The 21231-nt window shown below is 39.5% G+C and carries 11 protein-coding genes and 1 tRNA gene; 10 read left to right on the top strand and 2 right to left on the bottom strand.

The annotated features are described in order from the left end of the window. Positions 1-26 precede the first annotated feature (26 nt). Positions 27-9353 (top strand): Rib/alpha-like domain-containing protein, encoded by a 9327-nt coding sequence (locus FC57_RS03680; protein ID WP_056990011.1) that lies wholly within the window; start codon positions 27-29, stop codon positions 9351-9353. Between the two features lie 383 nt (positions 9354-9736). Here FC57_RS03680 and FC57_RS03675 read toward each other — a convergent pair whose 3' ends face one another. Next, on the bottom strand, positions 9737-10003 hold the full coding sequence (locus FC57_RS03675) for a GlsB/YeaQ/YmgE family stress response membrane protein (protein ID WP_007126660.1): 267 nt from the start codon (positions 10001-10003) through the stop codon (positions 9737-9739). A 6-nt stretch (positions 10004-10009) separates the two neighbouring features. Beyond that, positions 10010-10171 (bottom strand): CsbD family protein, encoded by a 162-nt coding sequence (locus tag FC57_RS03670; RefSeq protein ID WP_007126661.1) that lies wholly within the window; start codon positions 10169-10171, stop codon positions 10010-10012. Between the two features lie 306 nt (positions 10172-10477). Here FC57_RS03670 and FC57_RS03665 point away from each other — a divergent pair, with 306 nt between their 5' ends. The 9 genes from FC57_RS03665 (at position 10478) to FC57_RS03625 (ending at position 21217) form a co-directional block, all read left to right on the top strand. Then, positions 10478-12019, top strand: coding sequence for a plasmid pRiA4b ORF-3 family protein (locus FC57_RS03665; RefSeq protein ID WP_007126662.1), 1542 nt, complete (start codon positions 10478-10480; stop codon positions 12017-12019). A gap of 120 nt (positions 12020-12139) precedes the next feature. Continuing rightward, a tRNA-Thr gene (locus FC57_RS03660) sits at positions 12140-12212 on the top strand. A gap of 97 nt (positions 12213-12309) precedes the next feature. Continuing rightward, positions 12310-13623, top strand: coding sequence for a C1 family peptidase (locus FC57_RS03655; protein ID WP_040529934.1), 1314 nt, complete (start codon positions 12310-12312; stop codon positions 13621-13623). Beyond that, positions 13623-14276, top strand: coding sequence for an HD domain-containing protein (locus tag FC57_RS03650; RefSeq protein ID WP_040530061.1), 654 nt, complete (start codon positions 13623-13625; stop codon positions 14274-14276). The genes FC57_RS03655 and FC57_RS03650 overlap by 1 nt, the downstream gene beginning before the upstream one ends. Before the next feature lie 168 nt (positions 14277-14444). Then, positions 14445-16067, top strand: a complete 1623-nt coding sequence (locus tag FC57_RS03645; RefSeq protein ID WP_007126665.1) for a peptide ABC transporter substrate-binding protein — start codon at positions 14445-14447, stop codon at positions 16065-16067. A gap of 75 nt (positions 16068-16142) precedes the next feature. Continuing rightward, complete coding sequence (locus FC57_RS03640; RefSeq protein ID WP_007126666.1) at positions 16143-17774, top strand: peptide ABC transporter substrate-binding protein; 1632 nt, start codon at positions 16143-16145, stop codon at positions 17772-17774. Positions 17775-17931: 157 nt separating this feature from the next. Next, entirely contained in the window at positions 17932-19074 is a 1143-nt protein-coding gene (gene guaB / locus FC57_RS03635) for an IMP dehydrogenase (protein WP_007126667.1), read from the top strand. Between the two features lie 173 nt (positions 19075-19247). Further along, entirely contained in the window at positions 19248-20177 is a 930-nt protein-coding gene (gene opp3b / locus FC57_RS03630) for an oligopeptide ABC transporter permease (protein WP_007126668.1), read from the top strand. An 8-nt stretch (positions 20178-20185) separates the two neighbouring features. After that, positions 20186-21217, top strand: coding sequence for an ABC transporter permease (locus tag FC57_RS03625; RefSeq protein ID WP_007126669.1), 1032 nt, complete (start codon positions 20186-20188; stop codon positions 21215-21217). The last annotated feature ends 14 nt before the right edge of the window (positions 21218-21231 follow it).

Raw genomic sequence — 21231 nt, 5'->3', positions numbered from 1 at the left:
CAGAAGACCTTAGCAGATTGTTCGGTATGATGCTTCCGGCTATGCCTGAAAGTTCTTCCAATAGGGGATTAGGGTCTGTTAATGGTGGTATTACTAGTAGTCCTAATCCTGTAGACGGTGAGGCACCGGAACTAAATGATACTACTGTATGGCGGCGATTGGCAGTCATACCGAATTCTTTGGCTGATAAAATTTCTAATAATGCCCAAGTTCTTGAAGAGGATGGGACTCCTAGAAAGTTTACTGTTAAGACTGATGTCGGCGGAGCTGATACTGGAGCACGCGATCATGTAAATAGTTTACCAATCTGGTGGGGGCAACTTATTGATGCAGATGGTAAGGCACATACATTTAGTTTTTCTGGTGGTAATGTAAGCACTAGTGCTGGTCAGATGGGAGATTCTGAAAATCCTGAAAGTTCTTACACCGATTTTTTAGGTACCCCGACGGTTTATATACATCAAAACCCACTATATAGTACTGAAACGCGTACAAATAGTCTCATCAATACAGAAGTTGCACGTCAGTGGAAATTAACATCTGACGGTAAAGTTACTATGACAGAAGTGTATGATGCTGCTTCAGATGGTGCAATGGATCATACTTTTTATATAACAAATCATAGTGGTACTGATTACAATTTTAGAGGCATTTATTGGAATCTAGATACAATGCTTGATGATGATGATGGTATTACCGTGTATGCAGATGGTCACGGTGGTGGCTATCTGGTGAATAATAAACTTACAGTTGCTCTTACACCAAAGTTTGGTACGAAAATAGCTGCTATGCAATGGAGTTCTGGTGATCACTTTAAGGATTTAAGTACTTCGCCAACAGCTGATATATCTACTCAACACGAAGTAATGGAGCCAGATCCAGATCACCCAGGTCATGAGAGACCCGCAACTAACAGATCTGGTCAACCTATGTATAGGGGTGTAGGTATATATCCCTATACTGATAGTGCCCTCCATTATCAATTGAAACCTGCTACAATTCCAGACGGCAAGACTAAGGTCTGGGGTTTTACTGAGCAGATGTTTACGGGAGGGATGAGTCCTACTGAAGTTGGTATTGTCCGTACTCGCTATATTAATAAAGATAATGGTGCTGACATTGCACAAGTTAGGTCACAATATACACCATTAAACATCGACACTGCTAGCGGCCGACCTACTGGTCGGTACGAAACTACTCCTATTGCTATGAGTGGTTGGCACTATACAGGTAGTTATAGTGGTGATACCCCTACGGGAACTATGAGAATAGGTACTATAGAAGTTAATTATCAGTATGAAGAAAATCATTTCACTACGGCTGAAAGAGAAGTATCTTATGGTCAGAAACTAACAGTAGATGATGCAAAAAAACTTGTTAAGTTTAATGGTGAAAGTATTCTTGATTCAAATGGTCATTTTAATCCTACTTTTCATGTAAATGGAGTAGAGTGGATTGATGGTACGGATCTTAATATTCCTAATGCAGGTAGAGATGTAGAAAACGGTGAACATGTTACCACTTTAAGTAATGGTCCGAGAGATGATGTTGCCTCCGACAACGGTAAGAAATCAGTCGAAGCTTACGTTAAGATTCAGTTTGACGATGGTACACCGGATTATCTTCTGCCAGTAAAATTGACTGTTCATAGTGGCTATGCTGGTAATCCTACAATAGTTAAAGTTGAAGGAACTACTGGTGAGGCTAGTGTTAGTGAGCTAAATGCGGATAAAGCAAAGCAAGCTATTCAGAATGCTAGTGAGCTGAGCGGTGAAAGTGGATCTATTGATAAGGCTAGTACGTTTGAATTTGTAAAGAGTGATGGACAATCGCTTAAAAATGAAGATTTAAAATATGATCCTAATAATAATGATGCTAGTGCAATGGTAGATGGCAACCCGGAAAATAATCTAACTCCAGTATCCGTTGGTGTTAAGATTACCTATGCTCAAGGAGCAACTCAAATAGTACCAGTAACTGTTTATATTGCAGCTGATGCTTCTAAATATAAGGTACAGACAGTTAACTCTATTACTGTTCATACAGTAAGTGATGAGCAAGAGCCAGTTGAAAGCCAAATCGCTGATTTTGTAGATCCTAGAAAGATTAAAGATATAGTTCAACTTAGTGATACTACTAATGTCACGATACCTGATTCAAGCTCGGTAATTAAGAATATTACATGGGTTGATCCCCATCAATTAGATTTTACTGCTGTTAATGATACCCAATCAGCTGATATCAAGGTGAATTATAAGGATGGTTCATCCGTTTTGTATTCAAATGTCACTGTTCATATTATTGGTGGTAAGAAAAATACTAGCAGTTCAGTAGTTGTTAATAATGGTGATAATTTACCAGATGCTAAGAATGCAATTAGCAATACAAGTGACCTGGATCAATTTGGTTACCATTATAGTGGAGACCGGCCAGAAAGTGAGCCCATAACATATAAATGGGCTGAAAATGAAGATGGTAGTGGAACCCCTGATGTTACTTGGAGTGAGAGTTCCGATCCGTCTGATCGTAATGGAAATCAAAAGAAGAGTGCATATGTCATCATTAAATATGGTGATAATACTACACAGTCAGTACTTGTTGACTACGAAGTTAGAAGCGATGCAAAAAGTTTTGATGGAAATGTTAATGTAAAAGATGCTAATTTAAACCCAGTTTATGCACATGTTAATGAAAATATTCAAAAAGTGGATTCTGCAGGCAAATTAGAAATTACAGATCATGATCATGTTTTGCAGGAAGATACCGATTGGACGTTTATGAATTGGGCAGCCAAGAATGGTAATTCCTATATTGATTTTGTAGGTAGTACAACTAGAAATGTGTCTGATGACGGAGGTTTATCTCCTGAGGGCGTAAAAACAGTTCAAGATTTTTATGCCAAAATTAAGTTTGCAGACGGATCGTATATGTATTCACCACAAGCTCTACCTATTAAAGTTATTGGAGCAGTAGCTCAAGATGTAATATTTGAGAGACAGGATACTAATACTGCACCAGATGCGATGACTAAGCTAGATAAAAATCTAAACACAGTTATTAGTAATACAGATACTGCTCCAAGTGGTGATGGTATAGGTCAATTTGATATTGATCAAATTGATTGGAAATTCTTGAATAGTGATGGTACTACTAGTGCTATCGATTGGACTAAGCCGACTCTTAATAACGATGGTCAAGCTCAAGCAAGAAACATTCAATTAACAATTCATTATAAAGATGGAGCAGATCAAACAGAGCAGGTAGTGACTAAAAATGCTGATGGTAATCCATTAACTTTAACTATTTTGAGTACAACTTCAAGTATTGATCCAAATAGTGGCATTACTATTGCTCATGATAATACTGTAAGGGTTCATGCTAACGCAACAGCTGAATTAGCTAATAGTCAAGGCAAGGATGCTATTACAATAAAAGATAATCAAGGTAATGAAGTAGCTAAGAGTGGCTGGAATGTAGTCGGTTGGGCTACTAAGAGTGGAAATACTTATAATGCTCTTGATAGTAGTACTTTGACTAATGACTTGAAGGATAATGGCTTAGACAGCAACGGTGAAAAATATGTCGTTGGATCTGGTCAGATTTATGCCAAAATCCAGTTTAGCGATGGCGGTGTTCTTTACACTCCAGCAACAAGCTTGAAGGTAATCGGTGCAATAGGTGAAGACGTAACGTTTGACAAGCAGACGACTAATACAGCACCAAATGCGATGATTGTAGAAGATGTCAACCATAAGACAGCAATTAAGAATGCTACTGCACCAGATGACGGATTAAGTCAATTTGACAACGCTGCTCATAATAAGATCACTTATATATGGACTTATAATGTAGATGTTCATGGTCACAGAGCAGGCGATACTGTAGACTGGATGAATGGCACAAAAGATGCTTCTGGCAATTGGGCCGCAGTGCCAGTAAAGGTAAAAGTCGACTATGGCGATGGCACTAGCCAAGACATTACGCTGAATTTGAAGATCAGAAATGATTCTGAAAGAAACGGTGGAATTGGTAATGTTCAATTAGCAAATACCAGCAATCCAGTAACAGCTCATGCTAATGAAAAATTGTTCAATGTAGGTGTTAATAGAGGTATGTTAACTGTTAAGGAAGGTAGTACTACTTTAACAGAAAATACTAATAATACTGGTGCACTGAATGGCTGGAAGTTTGTTGGCTGGGCAACTAAGAGTGGTAATACTTACACTGATATAAACAGTACAAGTTCAAATGTATTAGATGACAGTGGTTTAGTTGATGGTGTTAAGACAGTTAATGAAGCATATGCTAAGATCGAACTTGAAGATGGTTCATTTATCTACTCTACAGCTACGGTTCCAATCAAAGTAACTGGTGGTGTAGGTCAAGCAAAGACTTACGCAGTTGCAACTTCAGCACCGGATGCTAAGGAAGGCGTGAAGAATGCTGATGCTGTGAATACGCTTGTTCCAGGAGCTACCTACAGATGGGTTAAGTACACCGGTACTGGCACTCCAACTCATAGTACGGCAGATGCCTTTACCGACTTTAGCCAGCCAGCAGCTCTTGATGCTCAAGGCAAGTCAATTGCTAACAACGATATTTATGTTGAAATCGACTATCATGACGGCAGCTACCAATATGTCAAAGCACCATTAACTATTAATCGTGCCAGCGATGTTTATGGTGATGATATAACTGCTAACGGTACTGGTGTTGTAACTCACGTTAACGCACCAAGCACCAGCTATGCACCAGGCGCAGGCTTTACCAATAATATTCCAGCAAGTGCGGGTGTAACTGTTTCATACGCATGGGCAACTGCACCGGATGTAACGGCTACTGGTTTAAACGGTGAAGGTAAGAAGGATGAAACCAGACCAGTAACGATTACCTTTACTGATAGTCATGGTTTGACTTCAACTCTTACCAAAGATGTAGCAGTTCACGTAACTGGTGGTGTAGCTGCTAGCGAACACCAGTCGGTTCAACAAAGTACTTTGCCAACGGCTGAGCAAGCTAAGGATGCAATTGGCAACAATGCAGCTTTAACTCCATATGGTGCTGAATATGCTTGGTATGCAAGTGAAGGCGGCAGTCCTTTAACAACAAGCAATACTGTTTTGCCAAGAGGCACGAATACTGGCTCTAAGCAAGTTTGGATTAAGATCAGCTACAAGAAGGCTGGAGCAGCAGATGGCGAGCAATGGGTACAAACGACTTTAGACCTGAAGAATGATCTAGCTCACCAATTCCATGATCTGTTAAGTTCTAATACTGTTACTGTAGTGAAGAGCAATACTCCAATTAGCGGCAATCTGGTTAACGGTAGCATTAACAATGCTGTAATTCAGGATGCAACTACTAGACTTTATCATTTAGGTACAGCTCCAGTAATTAATATTCCAAACAACTTGCCACGGAATACGGTATTCAGCTGGGTAACCCCAGTTGATATTTCAAGTGTCGGCAATGTAGTTGGTAATGTTCAGGTAGCTTATAGTGACGGTTCAAAAGACACCATTCCTGCGGTAGTTCATGTAATCGACCATATTCCGAAGATGAATGAAATCTTTACCCCAGCTGGTGGTGAGATCTGGGTAGCTCCAAACACTGCTTTGGACCCAACTCACGGTGCTGACCGTGCTGAAGCTGGTATTACTAACCATGCTGAGATGCCAACTGGTATAGACTATAGCTGGAGTGCTACTCCTCGGATTGATACTTCACATCCAGGCACAAGATTGGTTGGTATCGTTAATGTGAAATACAGTGACAATACTTCCAACAGTGCCAGTGTAGTAATCCATGTCAATGGTAGATCAACTGAAGAGGATCACCCAACCGTACCAAGCGAAGCTTCAAGATACACTCCACAAGGCAAGGATCTCTATAAGCAAGTAGATACTGCTCATCCAAATGATATTGGTGATGCTAAGCTTGCTATCGCCAATACTGCTGATTCTAGCGCAGCTGACAAGCTGCCTGGCGACGCAACGTTTAGCTGGCAATATGTCGACAATAATATTTTGGCCACAGCCGGCACTAAGGGTGCAATCGTTAGAGTAACATATGGCGATCGTTCTCACACTGATGTGCCAATTGCCGTGCATGTAACTGCTAGCCAAACTGAGGCTGAATTGCATCCAGCAACTGGTCAGGATATTACTACGACAGTAGGCGACCCAGCTCATAAGGTAAAGGCCCAAAATGGTATCGCTAATGTCGCAACTATGCCAGCTGGCACTACTTACAGTTGGGTTGGTGCGGCTCCAGATGTCAGCCGTGAAGCTGATATCCCAGCCAATGTAAAGGTGGCTTACCAAGATGGCAGTGCTAATACCGTAGCCATTATGGTCCACGTTGCTAATTCAAGTGAAAGCGGTCGAACTCTTGCCAGCGACCTTCTTAACCCAACTGGCGGTACGATTACTGAATACAAGGATGCCAATGCCCAATTGACTATCCCTGAAGTTTTGGAGAAGCTTAACAGTCAGCATAGCTTCTTTACGAACGACAATCCAGCAAGTGTTCCTGGTGCAAACCCAATTCAATATGAGTGGGCAGACTCACACTTTGGTGAAAATGTCTTAAAGTCTACAGGCTTAAAGAGCGGTCAGGTATTGATCAAGTACGGAGATAATTCAACTGATACTGTCACTGTGATGGTTGATGTTAAGGACCTTGCTTCTAAATACGATAACTTGACTGCTAAGGCAATTACTACGACTGTCGGCGGCAGCGTAACTGCTAAACAAGGTCTTGAAAGCCCAATCCCAGATGATGAATTGACTAAGATCGACTTTGTTTCACCAGTCAACTTGAACGCAGCTGGCACGTCAGCTGATCCAAAGGCACCAAGCTATACAGCTCAAGCAGCCGGTACTTACGGTGAAAACATCAAGATCACTTTCAAGGACAACTCAACCAAGATTTTAGCTACTAGCTTGGTAGTAAGCAGTCCAAACCAGCGTTTGGCTGATGTAATGATCCCAACTGGCGGCCTGATTACCAGATACGTGGGCGACAGTTTAGGAACAAGCGATGCCCAAGAAGCTGTAAGTGACAACGGCGATATGCCTGATAACACTCATTACAGCTGGGTTGTCACTCCAGATACCAGCAGCAAGGGCTTGAAGAGCGGCGAAGTTCAAGTATCCTACCCTGACAACAGTGCTGGTACGGTAATGGTTCACGTTAATGTCAAGCCGTTGGCCGACAAGTACACGCCACTTGGTCAAAGCATTACGATTGGCGAGCCATCCAGCGAGCCATTAAGCGGTAGCAACCGTGCTAAGGACGGCATCAGCAATACCATTCAATTGCCAGCAGATGCAGTCTATGCCTGGGCAACGCCAGTTGACATTTCACAAGCAGATACGACTGTTCCAGGCTTAGTCAAGGTTACCTACCGTGATAATTCTGTCGATACTGTTGCAGTTAGCGTCATTGTTGGTCATCCAGAGAATAATCCGCAAACCAACAATCCGGTAGCTAAGATTATCAACGTCAACTATGGTGATGTCTTTGTCAACAACAGCGATAATGCTAAGCGGGGAGTACAGAATACTGCCAACATGCCAAGCGATGCGGTTTACAGCTTCGTAGGCGCTTTGCCAACTGACGGCAGCAATAAGATCGATCAAACTGGCGATGTACCGGTCTTGGTACATATTGTTGGTACCGATTACGACAAGAGCGTAGCTACGGTAATCCACGTAGTCAGTGCTAGTCAAAATCTGGATGCCGGTCATGAAGCTCCAATTGGTCAAGATATCTATGCCAAGGCTGGTGATCCATTGCCAGATCCTAAGAAGGGAATTATCGGCGCAGACGATCCAGATTCTCCATTAGCAAGAGAAGGTGCTAGCTACAGCTGGGCAACAGGCGGTGAACCAGACATTTCAACTGTTGGTACCAAGTCTGGCATAGTCCAGGTTAACTACGGCGATGGCTCAAGCAAGCTCGTACCGGTGACTGTAACCGTTACACCTGATGGCAATCCAGCACCGGTTCCAGGTGAAGGACAAGTAACAGCTGCTGGCTATCACCCATTCGGCAAGAGTCTGGAAAGACAAAAGAGCAACTACAGAACATTGAATGACGCAGATGCTCGTGTAGCAGTGGGCTTCCCAGATGCAGAAACCGTTCCAGCTGGTACTAGTTATAGTTGGGTAGATCCAAACTTTGCTCGGACAGCTTTGAGAACGAAGGGCTACAAGACTAGTCAAGTCAAGGTAACCTACGCAGACGGCTCAGAAAGCATTGTCTTGGCTACAGTTCACGTAACCAGCATGGCTGATGATTACACACCAGCTCCATTACCAATTACGTATGATCCAGATGGTTTAGGCTTGCCAGGTGACTTGAACGATCCGGATAATCCAACACCAGCAATCGATCCAAGTTCTTTGCCAAGTGGTACTTTGGTCAGATTCCCAGCTGGCGTAAATCCACAAAACATGACACCAGGAGATCATCCAGTCCAAGTTGAAGTCGACTACCCAGACGGTACGCACGTAATTGTGCCAACGGTTATCCACGTGCCAGCCAAGGATACGGGTTCTGCTAATAATGGCGACAGCCTGTTCTTCAAGCCAGACAACAGCCTGCTTACCCCAGGCGCAAGTGTTCCAACCGGCAACGTGCCAAACGCTCCAGTCGAAAATAGCGCAAATATTCCGGTCGCTAACGAACCAGCCAGCCCAGCAGTTCCATCTGCAGGCAATAGCGGCAGCGGCGATATTACCGTGCCAACTGCAACTGTTCCTAACGGATCAACTACCGCAGCCGGTGAGGCAACAGGCGCAGAGACGACTGTTCCAGGCAAGACAAGCGTCACTGCCGACAATACTAACGGTGCGGCCGGCAATACGGTTGCGGGCACTAGCGACAATACGACTGTCGACACCAACAACAATGATCACGACGTTGAAATTCCAGCTAGAGCGGGAGTTCATCAGAAGCTTGTTATTTACATTGGCAAGAGCGGACGCATTGTCAAGAAGGCCTACATTTCAGTCGGCAAGGGCTACCAGAGTCTGGAGAAGCTGTTCAAGCTCGCTCAGGACAAGGACAAGATGCCTAAAGGCTACAAGGTAACCGGCAAGGTAAAGAAGGTAGCCAAGCACTTGGACGTTTGGGTAATCAAGTCCGGTCAGCCAGGCAACAAGCGCGCTCCAAGAACGAAGGACGTCTTGTACATCACTAAAGACGGTAAGATTGTAAAACGCACCAGAATCACGGGTAGCGTAAGCAAGCTCGCTAAGAGCAAGCTGCCAAAGGGCTACAAGATTACCGGCATCGACCGCGTACATAATCACTACAACGTATGGATTAAGAAAGCGGGAAAGTAATAGCAAGATAGAGCCGAAAAAAACCGAATAGAAACCAGAAAGCATCAGACCGAGAAGGCCTGGTGCTTTTTTGGCGTGGAGGGAAGTGAAGATAACTGTATAAGCGCTGCAATGTCAAATACTCAAGTATATTGAAGAGCCATCCTAGTTGTTCTAGGGTGGTATTTTCTGTTTATATATCTTTTGGATTTCTGCTTGCCATAAAAAAGCAGTACAGGTAAATTTCAAATATGTAAGTAACCTCATCTCAATGCAAGGGGTTTAAGATACTTTAGTTTTTGTCGTTTACAATCAACTTAACCTGAGTACAAAAAGGATCAAAATACTGTAATAGCATTTTGATCCTCATTAAAAATTTTATGGCTTATTTTGATAAACAATTTTTAAGTTTCATCGGCGTTCGGTCTTATCATTCGTAAAATAAATGACACTACCACTACTAAAATTATAGCACCTAAAATTGAAGGAACTATAGCCATTTCTGCAACCTGAGGACCCCATTCGCCAAAGATAGCTTGCCCTAATGAAGAACCTATAAGTCCAGCAATGATGTTCACAAACCAATTCATTGAGTGACCATGTCCTGTAATTGCACCAGCAATTAATCCAATAATACCTCCAATAATTAGTACCCATAACCAATGTAACATTTTGGATCATCCTTTCCTTTTTATGTCTTCGGCAGATTTATTGATTTTAGCTTTAGTTTTACCTTTAGCTACTTGAGCCTTACCTTCAGCTTCACGCAACTTATCATTTGTAAGCTTGCCTTCAGTTTCTTTAATTTTATCTTTTAAGCCATGCTTATCCTTAACCATTGGATTTCCTCCTTTCTTTATTTAATTATTATGCTTATAAGTTTACATATTAGATGACACTATGTCACTAATTTCCTATAAAAATAATATTTCTTAAGCGATTCTTTAGAAAATATCCTCTTTTATACTTTGATAGCTATTCTGACATATTTTTAGTTGCATAGAGATCAATTAATAAGGAAAATTTTTAGTAGTTTAATTACTATAATTTTGGTGTTAATTTGAAAATGGAGGTTTTGCATTATTGATATATATCTGATTAAATGAAGTCAAAAATAAAGTAATAGTTTAACGAGGATAAAGATTATGCTTCAAATTCAATATGGGCGATCCTTAACAAAGGAAATAAAGGATAACAAGCCTAAAAGTAAAATTAATGGTTTATTTCAGTTGTGGACTGTAGATACAATTGATATTAAGGGTAAAAAATATTATTTATTAGTTGAGAAAGCAACAGGAATGCCACTTTTGTTGACTAACTTAGAAATTAAGCAGTTTCATGATGTGATACAAGGAGTTGTTAAAGACTTTATTTTTATTACACCTACACAGCAAAATAAACTAATTGAAATTTTTAAAACTGATAAAATTAATTTTGTTTATAATAATCGTTCAACTAATGTTAAAGCCTTTAAAAGTATTAAAGACATGTTAGAAAATAATATAAATGTATTTTTGCAATTGACAGATCTAGCTGATTCCAAGACTTCACAAGTTAAAAAATTAGTAACTGCTTCTGCTGCTATTCCTACGCTGAACTTTGAAGTTGGAAATAATATGTTTACTAAGCTAATACTTAATGTAAATGAAACTTTTCCTATTCCAGCATCACGAGGCCATTTTATTGCTACAACAGAATTTGAAGATCTTTTAAAATGGAAACAATACGAAGGAAAAGCAAAAAGAGGTAATGCTAAAATAGTAAAAGAAGTTAGAAAAAATAATCTGAAAATATGTTGGAATTTTATGCAACAAGATAAATTAGATCCATATACTATTGAACCAGGACTTTTAGCTGACTTTTTAAATTACTATTTATTGCAAAAGAAGATATTATTTCCTACTAGTAATTTAGCAGAAGCTACTTCTTATATTTGGTTGAAAACCGTAAAAGAACAATATTATGGTGACCTTTTAACGGATTTCATTAAGATCTTTATTGAATTTTATCGTTTTTTGGCTGAGGTAGGTTTGATTACTGAGAAAGATGCTAATCTAGTAGCAGAAAACCTCCATTATTTACATGTTGAATTGCAAAAGAATAATAATTATATATTTAAGGAAAATTCGTTGGCTGAATTAAAACTAGAAAATAAGTCAAGAAATAATATGACTTATGAAATTAAAGCCCAACTACGTGATTTTAAACCTGTTATGTGGCGTCAATTTATTATTAGTGGTAATAGTACAGTAGCTGAATTGGAGCAAACGGTTTTATACATATTTAATGCAGAATTCGGACACATGTACGATCTATATAATTTAAAATGTCATCAACGTTTTGGCATTTCGACTTTTGATGATGAATCACTTGATCCTGAAAAAGCTAAAGTATCATTTTTTACTCAAAATACTAACTTATTATTAGTTTATGATTATGGGGATAATTGGCAATTTGATGTTAAAATTGAAAAAGTTTATCAATCTAAACAACCTTTGTTACATCCACAAATTATTGCTGGAAAAGGCTATGGCATCATTGATGATATTGGTGGTGTATATGAATTGCAAGAGTATTATGATACGCCTAAGAGTAAATTGGATCCCGACCTTTTAGATTGGTTAGGAGAAAGAATTGATTTGGATAAGTTTGATATAGATAATTTAAATATGGGTTTAGCTAAATAATTATATGAAATATAATACAGTCTGAAAAGATGAAGAGTAAAGAATAGTTAATCTTGTGGACAAAAAATAATGGCCGATTGTAAAATTAAGATATTTTTAGTAAGGTTGAGATGAATGGATGCCGCTTTAGCTCAATAGGTAGAGCACCGCCGTGGTAAGGAGGAGGTCCCCAGTTCAAACCTGGGAAGCGGCTTTGATTGAAGGGCTAAACAAGTCCTTTTTTTCATAGCTAAAATAATGCTAAAATGATGGCAACTGAATTGAATGATTTTATCGAGAAAGGAAAATCTATGAAACACGAACTTACAATGGCAGAAATTGCCAAATTCCAACAAGAATATGAAAAAGAACCTCAAAATCGTGTTGCGGAACTCGCAGTCGTAAATAACGGCGTACAAAAGGCTAGTTTCAACAATGAAGGCGTTAGAAAATTAAACCGGACCTTTTCAATTGAAATCCCTACAGATAATGTAACTGATCAAAAGCAATCTGGTCGTTGCTGGTTATTCGCTGCGTTGAACACCTTGCGTCATGGTTTTGCTAAAAAGTACAATGCCAAGAACTTCACCTTTTCTCAAAACTATCTTTTCTTCTGGGATAGAGTTGAACGGGCTAATATTTTCTTTGATAATATCTTAAATACAGCTGATCGTCCCCTTGATGACCGTACCGTGCATACTTATATGCAAGGCCCAGACACTGATGGTGGTCAATGGGCAATGGCTATTTCTTTGATTAGAAAATATGGTTTAGTACCAACTTATGCTCAAGATGAAAGTTTTACTGCCAATAATACTTCCGCTTTTAATAGTGCTTTAAATATGAAATTGCGTGAAGATGGTCTGTTTTTGCGTAAGCTTGCTCAAGAAAATAAAACTGATGAGATTGAAAAGAAGCGTCAAGAATTCTTGAGCGAAGTATACCGCATGGCAGTTATTGCTTTTGGTGAGCCAGTACAAAAATTTGATCTTGAATTTAAAGATGATGATGGCAAATATTATTTTGATGGAGATATTACTCCACTCGATTTCTTCCACAACTACTTTACTGATGATTTAGATGATTATGTGGTTCTGTTTAATGCTCCAGATCACGAGTTTGATAAATTATATGCTTTGCCATTTGAAGATAATGTGGAAGGTGGTACGCCAGTTCATTTCTTAAACACTAAGATTGAAAACTTAAAGGAAGCTGCTATCAAACAACTTAAAGCTGGTGAAACTATCTGGTTTGGCTGTGATGTAGGCAAAGAAAGCGATCGTCAAAGGGGTCTCTTATCTAAGGGTCTTTACCAAACTGATACAATTTTTAATATTGAAACCAAATTAAACAAGAAGGAACGCCTGCAAACTGGTGCGTCTGGTTCAACTCATGCGATGACTTTAGTTGGTGTTGATGTAGTTGATGGCAAGCCACGTCAATGGAAGATTGAAAACTCATGGGGTAGCAAAGTTGGTGAAAAAGGCTACTTTGTCATGGATGATGACTGGTTCAACGAATATCTCTTCAAGGTAGTAGTTAAGAAGCAATATGTTCCAGATAAATTAGTTAAAATCTGGGAAGGCGAAGCAACCCCAGTTGAAGCATGGGACTCAATGGCATAATGGATATTGCAGCAGTTATTCGATTTACTAAAGAACACCTGAAAGATGAAAAAACAGGCCATGATTTTTATCATGGTGAACGCGTAGCTCATTTAGCCAGCAAGATGTATCTAGCTGATCATGAGTCAGCACATGAAGATAGTCGCGTGGTAGCGATTATTAAAAGTGCAGGTTATTTACATGACACAATTGATGAAAAAATCTGTGCTAACCCTGAAAAGGTAGTAGAAGAGATTAAAGAATTATTGCCTCAAGTTGGCTTTAATGACTTAGAAGTATGGGACATTTTATTTACTATCCAACATATGTCTTTTTCAGCTAATATCGAGCATCATTACCATCTGCCTTTGTCAGGACAATACGTGCAGGATGCTGATCGTTTGGAAAGCTTAGGGGCAATTGGAATTGCTCGTGCTTTTACTTATGGTGGCAAACATGGCAATAAGATCTATGATCCTGAAATAAAACCAGTAAGGTTAGTTAGCCATGATCAATATCGTGATCATGTAGAGACAACAATTAATCACTTTTATGAGAAACTTTTTCATTTAACGAATTTAATGAATACTCCTGCTGCTAAGAAAGAAGCTCAACGGCGAACAGAATACATGCATGCTTTTGTAAAAGAATTCATGGATGAATGGAATGTTTAAGATAATTTAATATTTGATAAGCCTTGATGTAACAGCATTGAGGCTTGTTTTTTTGCTCTAAATTAAAATTATTATTAGAAAAAGCTTGCAAAATTAATAAGGACCGGATATGCTTATAAGCAACTTAAGAAATTTATTAATTTTCTCATAAATGAGAGGGGCAATAATATGAAGTTTACAAAATTATTTGCCGCAGGAGCAACAGTACTTATCGCTGGCTCCACTCTAGCAGCATGCGGTGGCAATAGTAATAGTTCGTCAGGTTCATCTAAGAAGACCATCAACTGGATGGACTCAGCTGAAATTCCAACTATGGATATTTCTAAAGCCACTGACGTTACTAGTTTTAACCAATTAGGTAACGTTGAAGAAGGACTTTATCGTTTAGGCAATAAGAACAAAGTCGAAGATGCTTTGGCAACCAGTACTAAGGTTTCTAAAGATGGTAAGACTTGGACTTTCACATTACGTCCTTCTAAGTGGTCCAACGGTGATAAGTTAACTGCTAAGGACTTCGTATATTCTTGGCGTAGAACTGTAAATCCAAAGACTGCTTCACAATATGCTTACTTGTTTGAAGGTATTCACAACGCAACTAAGATTTCTGCTGGTAAGGCACCAGTTAACAGCTTGGGTATTAAGGCTGAAGGCGATGACAAGTTAGTCGTAACTTTGGATAAACGTATTCCTTACTTCAAGTTGTTAATGGGCTTCCCATTATTCTTCCCACAAAACCAAAAGGTTGTTGAAGCAAATGGTTCTAAGTATGGTACTTCATCCAAGACTACTGCTTTCAACGGACCATTCGTACAAAAGGGTTGGACAGGTTCAAACCTTTCTTGGAAGCTTGTTAAGAACAAGAATTACTGGGACAAGAAGAATGTTAAGCTTGATGCAATTAATTACAGCGTTCAAAAGACACCTTCAACTGCTTACAATTTGTACCAATCAAAGAAGCTTGATGCAACTGTCTTAGATGCACAACAAACTAAGAACTTGAAGCACAATGCAGGCTACACATTGCGTGACACAGCTGCAACATTCTACCTTCAATTCAACCAAAAGAGAAAGATTTTCCAAAACGCAAACTTGCGTAAAGCTATCTCAATGTCAATCAATAGAAAGGCTTTAGGTAATGCTTTAGGTGGTGCCAACACTCCAGCTGACAGTTTGACTGCTAAGGGCGTTGTTAACCACGATGGCAAGGATTGGGCTTCAGTAGTTGGCGATAAGGAAAGTGCTTCTTACAACCCAGCTGATGCCAAGAAGCTTTACCAAAAAGCTTTGAAGGAATTAGGCGTTAAGACCGTTTCATTCACCATCCTTTCAGATGATACTGACGCTGGTCAAAAGACTACCGAAACTCTTCAAAGTCAATTAGAAGAAAACTTGAAGGGCATGAAGGTTTCAGTAGCTAACGTTCCATTCAAGACTCGTTTGAACCGTTCAACTAATGGTAACTTTGATATCGTAGTATCAGGTTGGTCAGCTGACTTTGCCGACCCAATTTCATTCGTTGACTTGTTCACCAGCAAGAACGCTAACAACAACGGTAAGTGGAGCAACGCTCAATACGATAAGTTGATCGCTGATTCTAAGACTACTGCTGATAATACTAAACGTTGGAATGATCTTGAAAAGGCAGAAAAGATCTTGCTTAGTGAAGAAGGTATCGCACCACTTTACTACAAGACTGAAGCTTGGCTTGTACGTCCAGACATCAAGGGTATCGTTTACAACGGTGCTGGTTTGAACTACAACTTCAAGGAAGCTTACGTATCTGGCAATTAATTCAATAGCACATTGACAAGAAAAGAGTAGCTAATTTATAGCTACTCTTTTTTGCACCTTTGGAGGTTAAAAGTTATGCGAGTATTTAAAAAAATGATGGCTGCAGGGGTTGTTACTTTAGCTGGTGCAGCACTCGCTGCCTGTGGCAATAATAGTAGCAATTCATCTAGTGGTACTAAAAAGACTTTAAATTGGATGGATAAAACAGAAATTGAAGGCATGGACTTATCTAAGGTTACTGATGCTACAAGTTTTACCCAATTGAACAATACCATGGAAGGACTCTACCGCCTGGGTAAAAATTCTAAAGTTGAACCTGGCTTAGCTACTAAGACGACTACTAGCAAGGATGGTAAGACTTGGACTTTTACCTTACGCAATAATGATAAGTGGTCTAACGGTGATCCTGTAACTGCACAAGACTTTGTATATTCTTGGCGTAGAACCGTTGACCCAAGCACAGGTTCGCAATATTCATACTTGTTCTCTGGTATGAAGAATGCAGATGCAATTGTAGCAGGAAAGAAGAAACCTAACACTTTGGGTGTTAAAGCTGAAGGCAAGGATAAGTTGGTAGTTACTTTGGATAAACGTATTCCTTACTTCAAGTTGCTCATGGGCTTCCCATTATTCTTCCCACAAAATCAAAAAGCGGTTGAACAATATGGTAAGAGCTATGGTACCTCATCCAAGACAACGGTTTACAATGGTCCATTCGTCCAAAAAGGTTGGACGGGCTCAAACCTTTCTTGGAAACTTGTTAAGAATAAGAATTACTGGGACAAGAAGAACGTTAAGTTGGATACTATCAACTTCAGCGTTCAAAAGACCCCATCAACTGACTACAATTTGTATCAATCAGGCAAGCTAGATGCAGCTTTGCTTGGCCCACAAGCTTCTAAGCAATTGAAGAATCAAAAGGGCTACACGCTTAGAAAGACTTCTTCAACTATCTACTTAGAAATGAATATGAAGAAGAAACCATTTACCAACGAGAACTTCAGAAAAGCTATTTCTTTAGCTATCGATAGAAAAGAATTGGCTAACTCAGTTGGTGGTGCTGCAGAACCAGCAGACACGCTTTCACCTGAAAATATGACTGAAGTCAATGGCAAAGATTACACTGACTTAGTAAGAGGCGAAGCAACCAAGCAGTTCAATACTTTTAACAAGAGTAAAGCTCAAGCATTCTGGAAGAAAGCTCAACAGGAATTGGGCAAGAAGAGTGTCAACTTTGCTATCTTGACTTATGATGATGATGCTTCTAAGAAGGCTGGTGAATACTTGCAAAGTACTATTGAATCAACCTTGAAGGGTGTAAACGTCAGAGTACAAAGTATTCCTAAGAAGACAGCCTTGAACCATGCAGGAAGCGGCAACTACGATGTCTTCTTAATGGGCTGGACTGCAGACTTCTCAGATCCAATTTCATTCTTAGACTTGAACACATCTAAGAACTCTCAAAACTGGGAAAAGTACTCAGATCCAACCTACGACAAGCTGGTTGCTGATTCTAAAGTAACTCCTAGTGAAACCAAACGTTGGGATGATTTAGTTAAGGCTGAACAAAGAATCATTTCCACTCAAGGCGTAACGCCTTTGTACCACCCAGAAGAAGCTTGGATGGTTCGTCCAACTGTCAAAAACGTAATCTACAATGGTGCAGGTGCTCCTTATAACTTCAAAGGTGCATATGTTGCCAACTAACTATAAACAACAATAACCAAACAATAAAAACTCCTCTCTTAAGTTAAAAGCAGGCTGAAAAAAATTCAGTCTGCTTTTTAATTTTTTCTTGAAAAATGGTAAATCTGCTAGTAAAGTATAGCTAATAATTTTTTTGAATGAGAAAAGGAGAGCATAAATGTCTAATTGGGATACAAAATTTGCCAAAAAGGGTTTAACTTTTGATGATGTTTTATTAATTCCAGCAGAAAGTCATGTTTTGCCAAATGAAGTAGATTTAAGTACTAAATTGGCTGATAATATTAAATTAAATATTCCATTGATCAGTGCCGGCATGGATACCGTTACTGAAGGTGCAATGGCTATTGCAATGGCTCTCCAAGGTGGATTGGGCGTTGTACATAAGAATATGTCTATCCAAGCACAAGCTAGCGAGGTAGCCAATGTTAAAAGCGTAGTGGTACCAAGCAATGCTACCAAGGCTGCAGTTGATGATCAAAATAGATTGCTTTGTGCAGCAGCGGTGGGCGTAACCAGCGATACTTTTGAAAGAGCTGAAGCTTTGCTTGAAGCTGGTGCAGATGCTATTGTTATTGATACTGCACACGGTCACTCAGCAGGTGTTTTGCGCAAGATTAAGGAAATCCGTGAACATTTCCCTAAGCAAACTTTAATTGCTGGTAACGTTGCTACAGGGGATGCAACTCGAGCATTGTTTGATGCAGGCGTTGATATTGTTAAAGTTGGCATTGGACCTGGCTCAATTTGTACGACTAGAATCGTAGCAGGTGTTGGTGTTCCTCAAATTACCGCTATTTATGATGCTGTAACTGCTGCTCGTGAGTACCACAAGCCAATTATTGCAGACGGTGGTATTAAGTATTCTGGTGATGTTGTTAAAGCACTTGCTGCAGGTGGCAATGCTGTAATGCTCGGAAGCATGCTTAGCGGTACTACAGAAGCTCCTGGCGATATTTTTGAAGATAACGGTAAGAAGTATAAGCGTTACCGTGGTATGGGTTCTGTGGGCGCTATGGCTCAAGCTCACGGCTCAAGCGATCGTTACTTCCAAGGTGGAGTTAACGAAGCTAACAAGTTAGTGCCAGAAGGTGTTGAAGCTCGTGTAGAATACAAGGGCGATGTTAGCGATGTTGTTTTCCAAATTGATGGTGGTCTACGTTCAGGTATGGGATACTGTGGTGCAGCTAATATTCCTGAATTGATTGAAAAAGCTCAATTTGTACAAATTACTAATGCCGGTCTGCGTGAATCTCACCCACATGATGTACAAATGACCAAGGCAGCACCTAACTACAAGTAAAATCATAGTAAAGTTTCTTCAATAAATTAAAAATAAGAGAAAAGTATAAGCTTTTCTCTTATTTTTTTAATTTTATTTAGTATTTACCTAGATATTTTTGAATCATTTGGTATAATTAAAACAACATTAAAAACAAAATATAAAATAAAAAGAAAAATGAGGGAGCAATTAATATGGCTAGATACCTATTAAAACGTATTTTTTATATGATCCTCACTTTGTTTATCGTAGCCACGGTAACGTTCTTCTTAATGAAGATGATGCCAGGTTCACCTTACGCTAACGAAGCGAAGATGACACTAACCCAGCAACATATTATGAATGAACAATATGGATTGAATAAGCCAGTTTGGCAACAATATTTGATCTATATTGCTGGGATGCTTCATGGAGATTTTGGAACATCCTTCCAATACAGTAACCAACCTGTATCTTCATTGATTGGTGCTCGTTTAGGAGCTTCAATGCAATTGGGAATTCAGGCTTTGATCTTGGGTGTTGTGCTTGGCGTAATCGTCGGTGCTATTGCTGCTGTGAAGCAAGGGACTTGGGTAGATTCAACCGCAACTGTAATTTCCATTATCGGTAAATCAGTTCCTAACTTTGTTTTAGCAGTACTTTTACAATACTACATCGGTTTAAAGCTAGGTCTTTTCCCATTAGCTGGTTGGGGTCAATTCTCTCAAACGATCATGCCAACAATTGCTCTAGCGGTAGGACCATTCGCCGAGACGGCACGGTTCATTAGAACTAGCATGGTTGATACCTTAAGTAGTGATTACATTGAATTAGGTAAGGCTAAAGGTTTGAGCCGAATGGAAGTTATTAGAAAGCACGCAATGCGTAACTCAATGATTCCATTGGTTACCTTAATTGGTCCTTATGCAGTTGCTTTGATGACCGGTTCAATGGTTATCGAGAATATCTTCAATATTCCTGGTATTGGTGAACAGTTCGTTAAGTCAATTTTGACTAATGACTACCCAACAATCATGGGAATCACAATGGTCTACTGTATCGGACTTGTGGTAATTTTGTTGATTACTGATATTATCTACGGATTGATTGATCCAAGAATTAGATTAGATGAAAGCGAGGCTTAGAAGACAATATGGTTGAAGAAAAATTAAACCTTCCTGCAGATGCCTTTGAACCTTTACCAAAAGATGAAGCGCAAGATAATGAAAATATTGCTGGTCCATCATTGTCCTTTGCCCAAAACGTTTGGATTCGTTTTAAACAAAGAAAAGCAGCTGTGATTTCAGCAATTATCGTTATTATTATGATTGTTGTTTCCTTTGGTTCAACGCCATTTATTAATAAATCAACCTTGGTTAAATCACATCCGCAATATGCCAACTTACCTGCTAAGGTTCCTGGCATGAGTGCAGTTAACGGCTTGAACGGCAAGATCAAGCAAAATGGCAAGTGGGTTGATGCATATGCTGAAAACAATGTGCCAAAAGATAAATACTTTATTGCCGGAACAGATTACTTAGGTCGTTCACTTGGTCAAAGAATTATTTATGGTACAAAGATTTCTTTAATTGTTGCCTTAGTTGCCGCCTTCTTTGACTTAACTATTGGTGTCGCGTACGGAATAGTGTCCGGATGGAAAGGCGGAGGAGTCGATAACGTGATGCAGCGAATTATCGAAATCATCTCTTCCGTACCTAACTTGATTATCGTTGTTTTAATGTTGGTTGTTTTAAAGCCAGGTATTACCTCAATTATTTTAGCCATCGCCATTTCTAGTTGGACGACAATGGCGCGGCAGGTCAGAGCTGAAACGCTGAGTTTGAAGAACGAAGAATATGTTTTAGCAGCCCGTTCATTGGGTGAATCATCATGGAAGATTGCTTGGAAACACTTAGTACCAAACCTTTCAAGTATTATCATCATTCAAACAATGTACACTATTCCAACTGCTATTTTCTTCGAAGCTTTCTTAAGTTTCATCGGTATCGGTATTTCTGCTCCAGAAACATCACTTGGTGTATTGCTTAATGAAGGTCAAAAGAACTTCCAATTCTTGCCATATCAAATGTGGTACCCAGCAATTGTTTTATGTATCTTAATGATTGCTTTCAACTTGCTTGGTGATGGTTTGCGTGATGCCTTCGATCCAAGAGGACAAAGATAGAAAGGACTAACCTA

The organism is Lactobacillus ultunensis DSM 16047 (assembly GCF_001436305.1).
Classification (GTDB): Bacteria; Bacillota; Bacilli; order Lactobacillales; family Lactobacillaceae; genus Lactobacillus; species Lactobacillus ultunensis.
The sequence above is the reverse complement of the archived record's forward strand: the minus strand, read 5'-3'. Positions and strand labels throughout refer to the sequence as shown.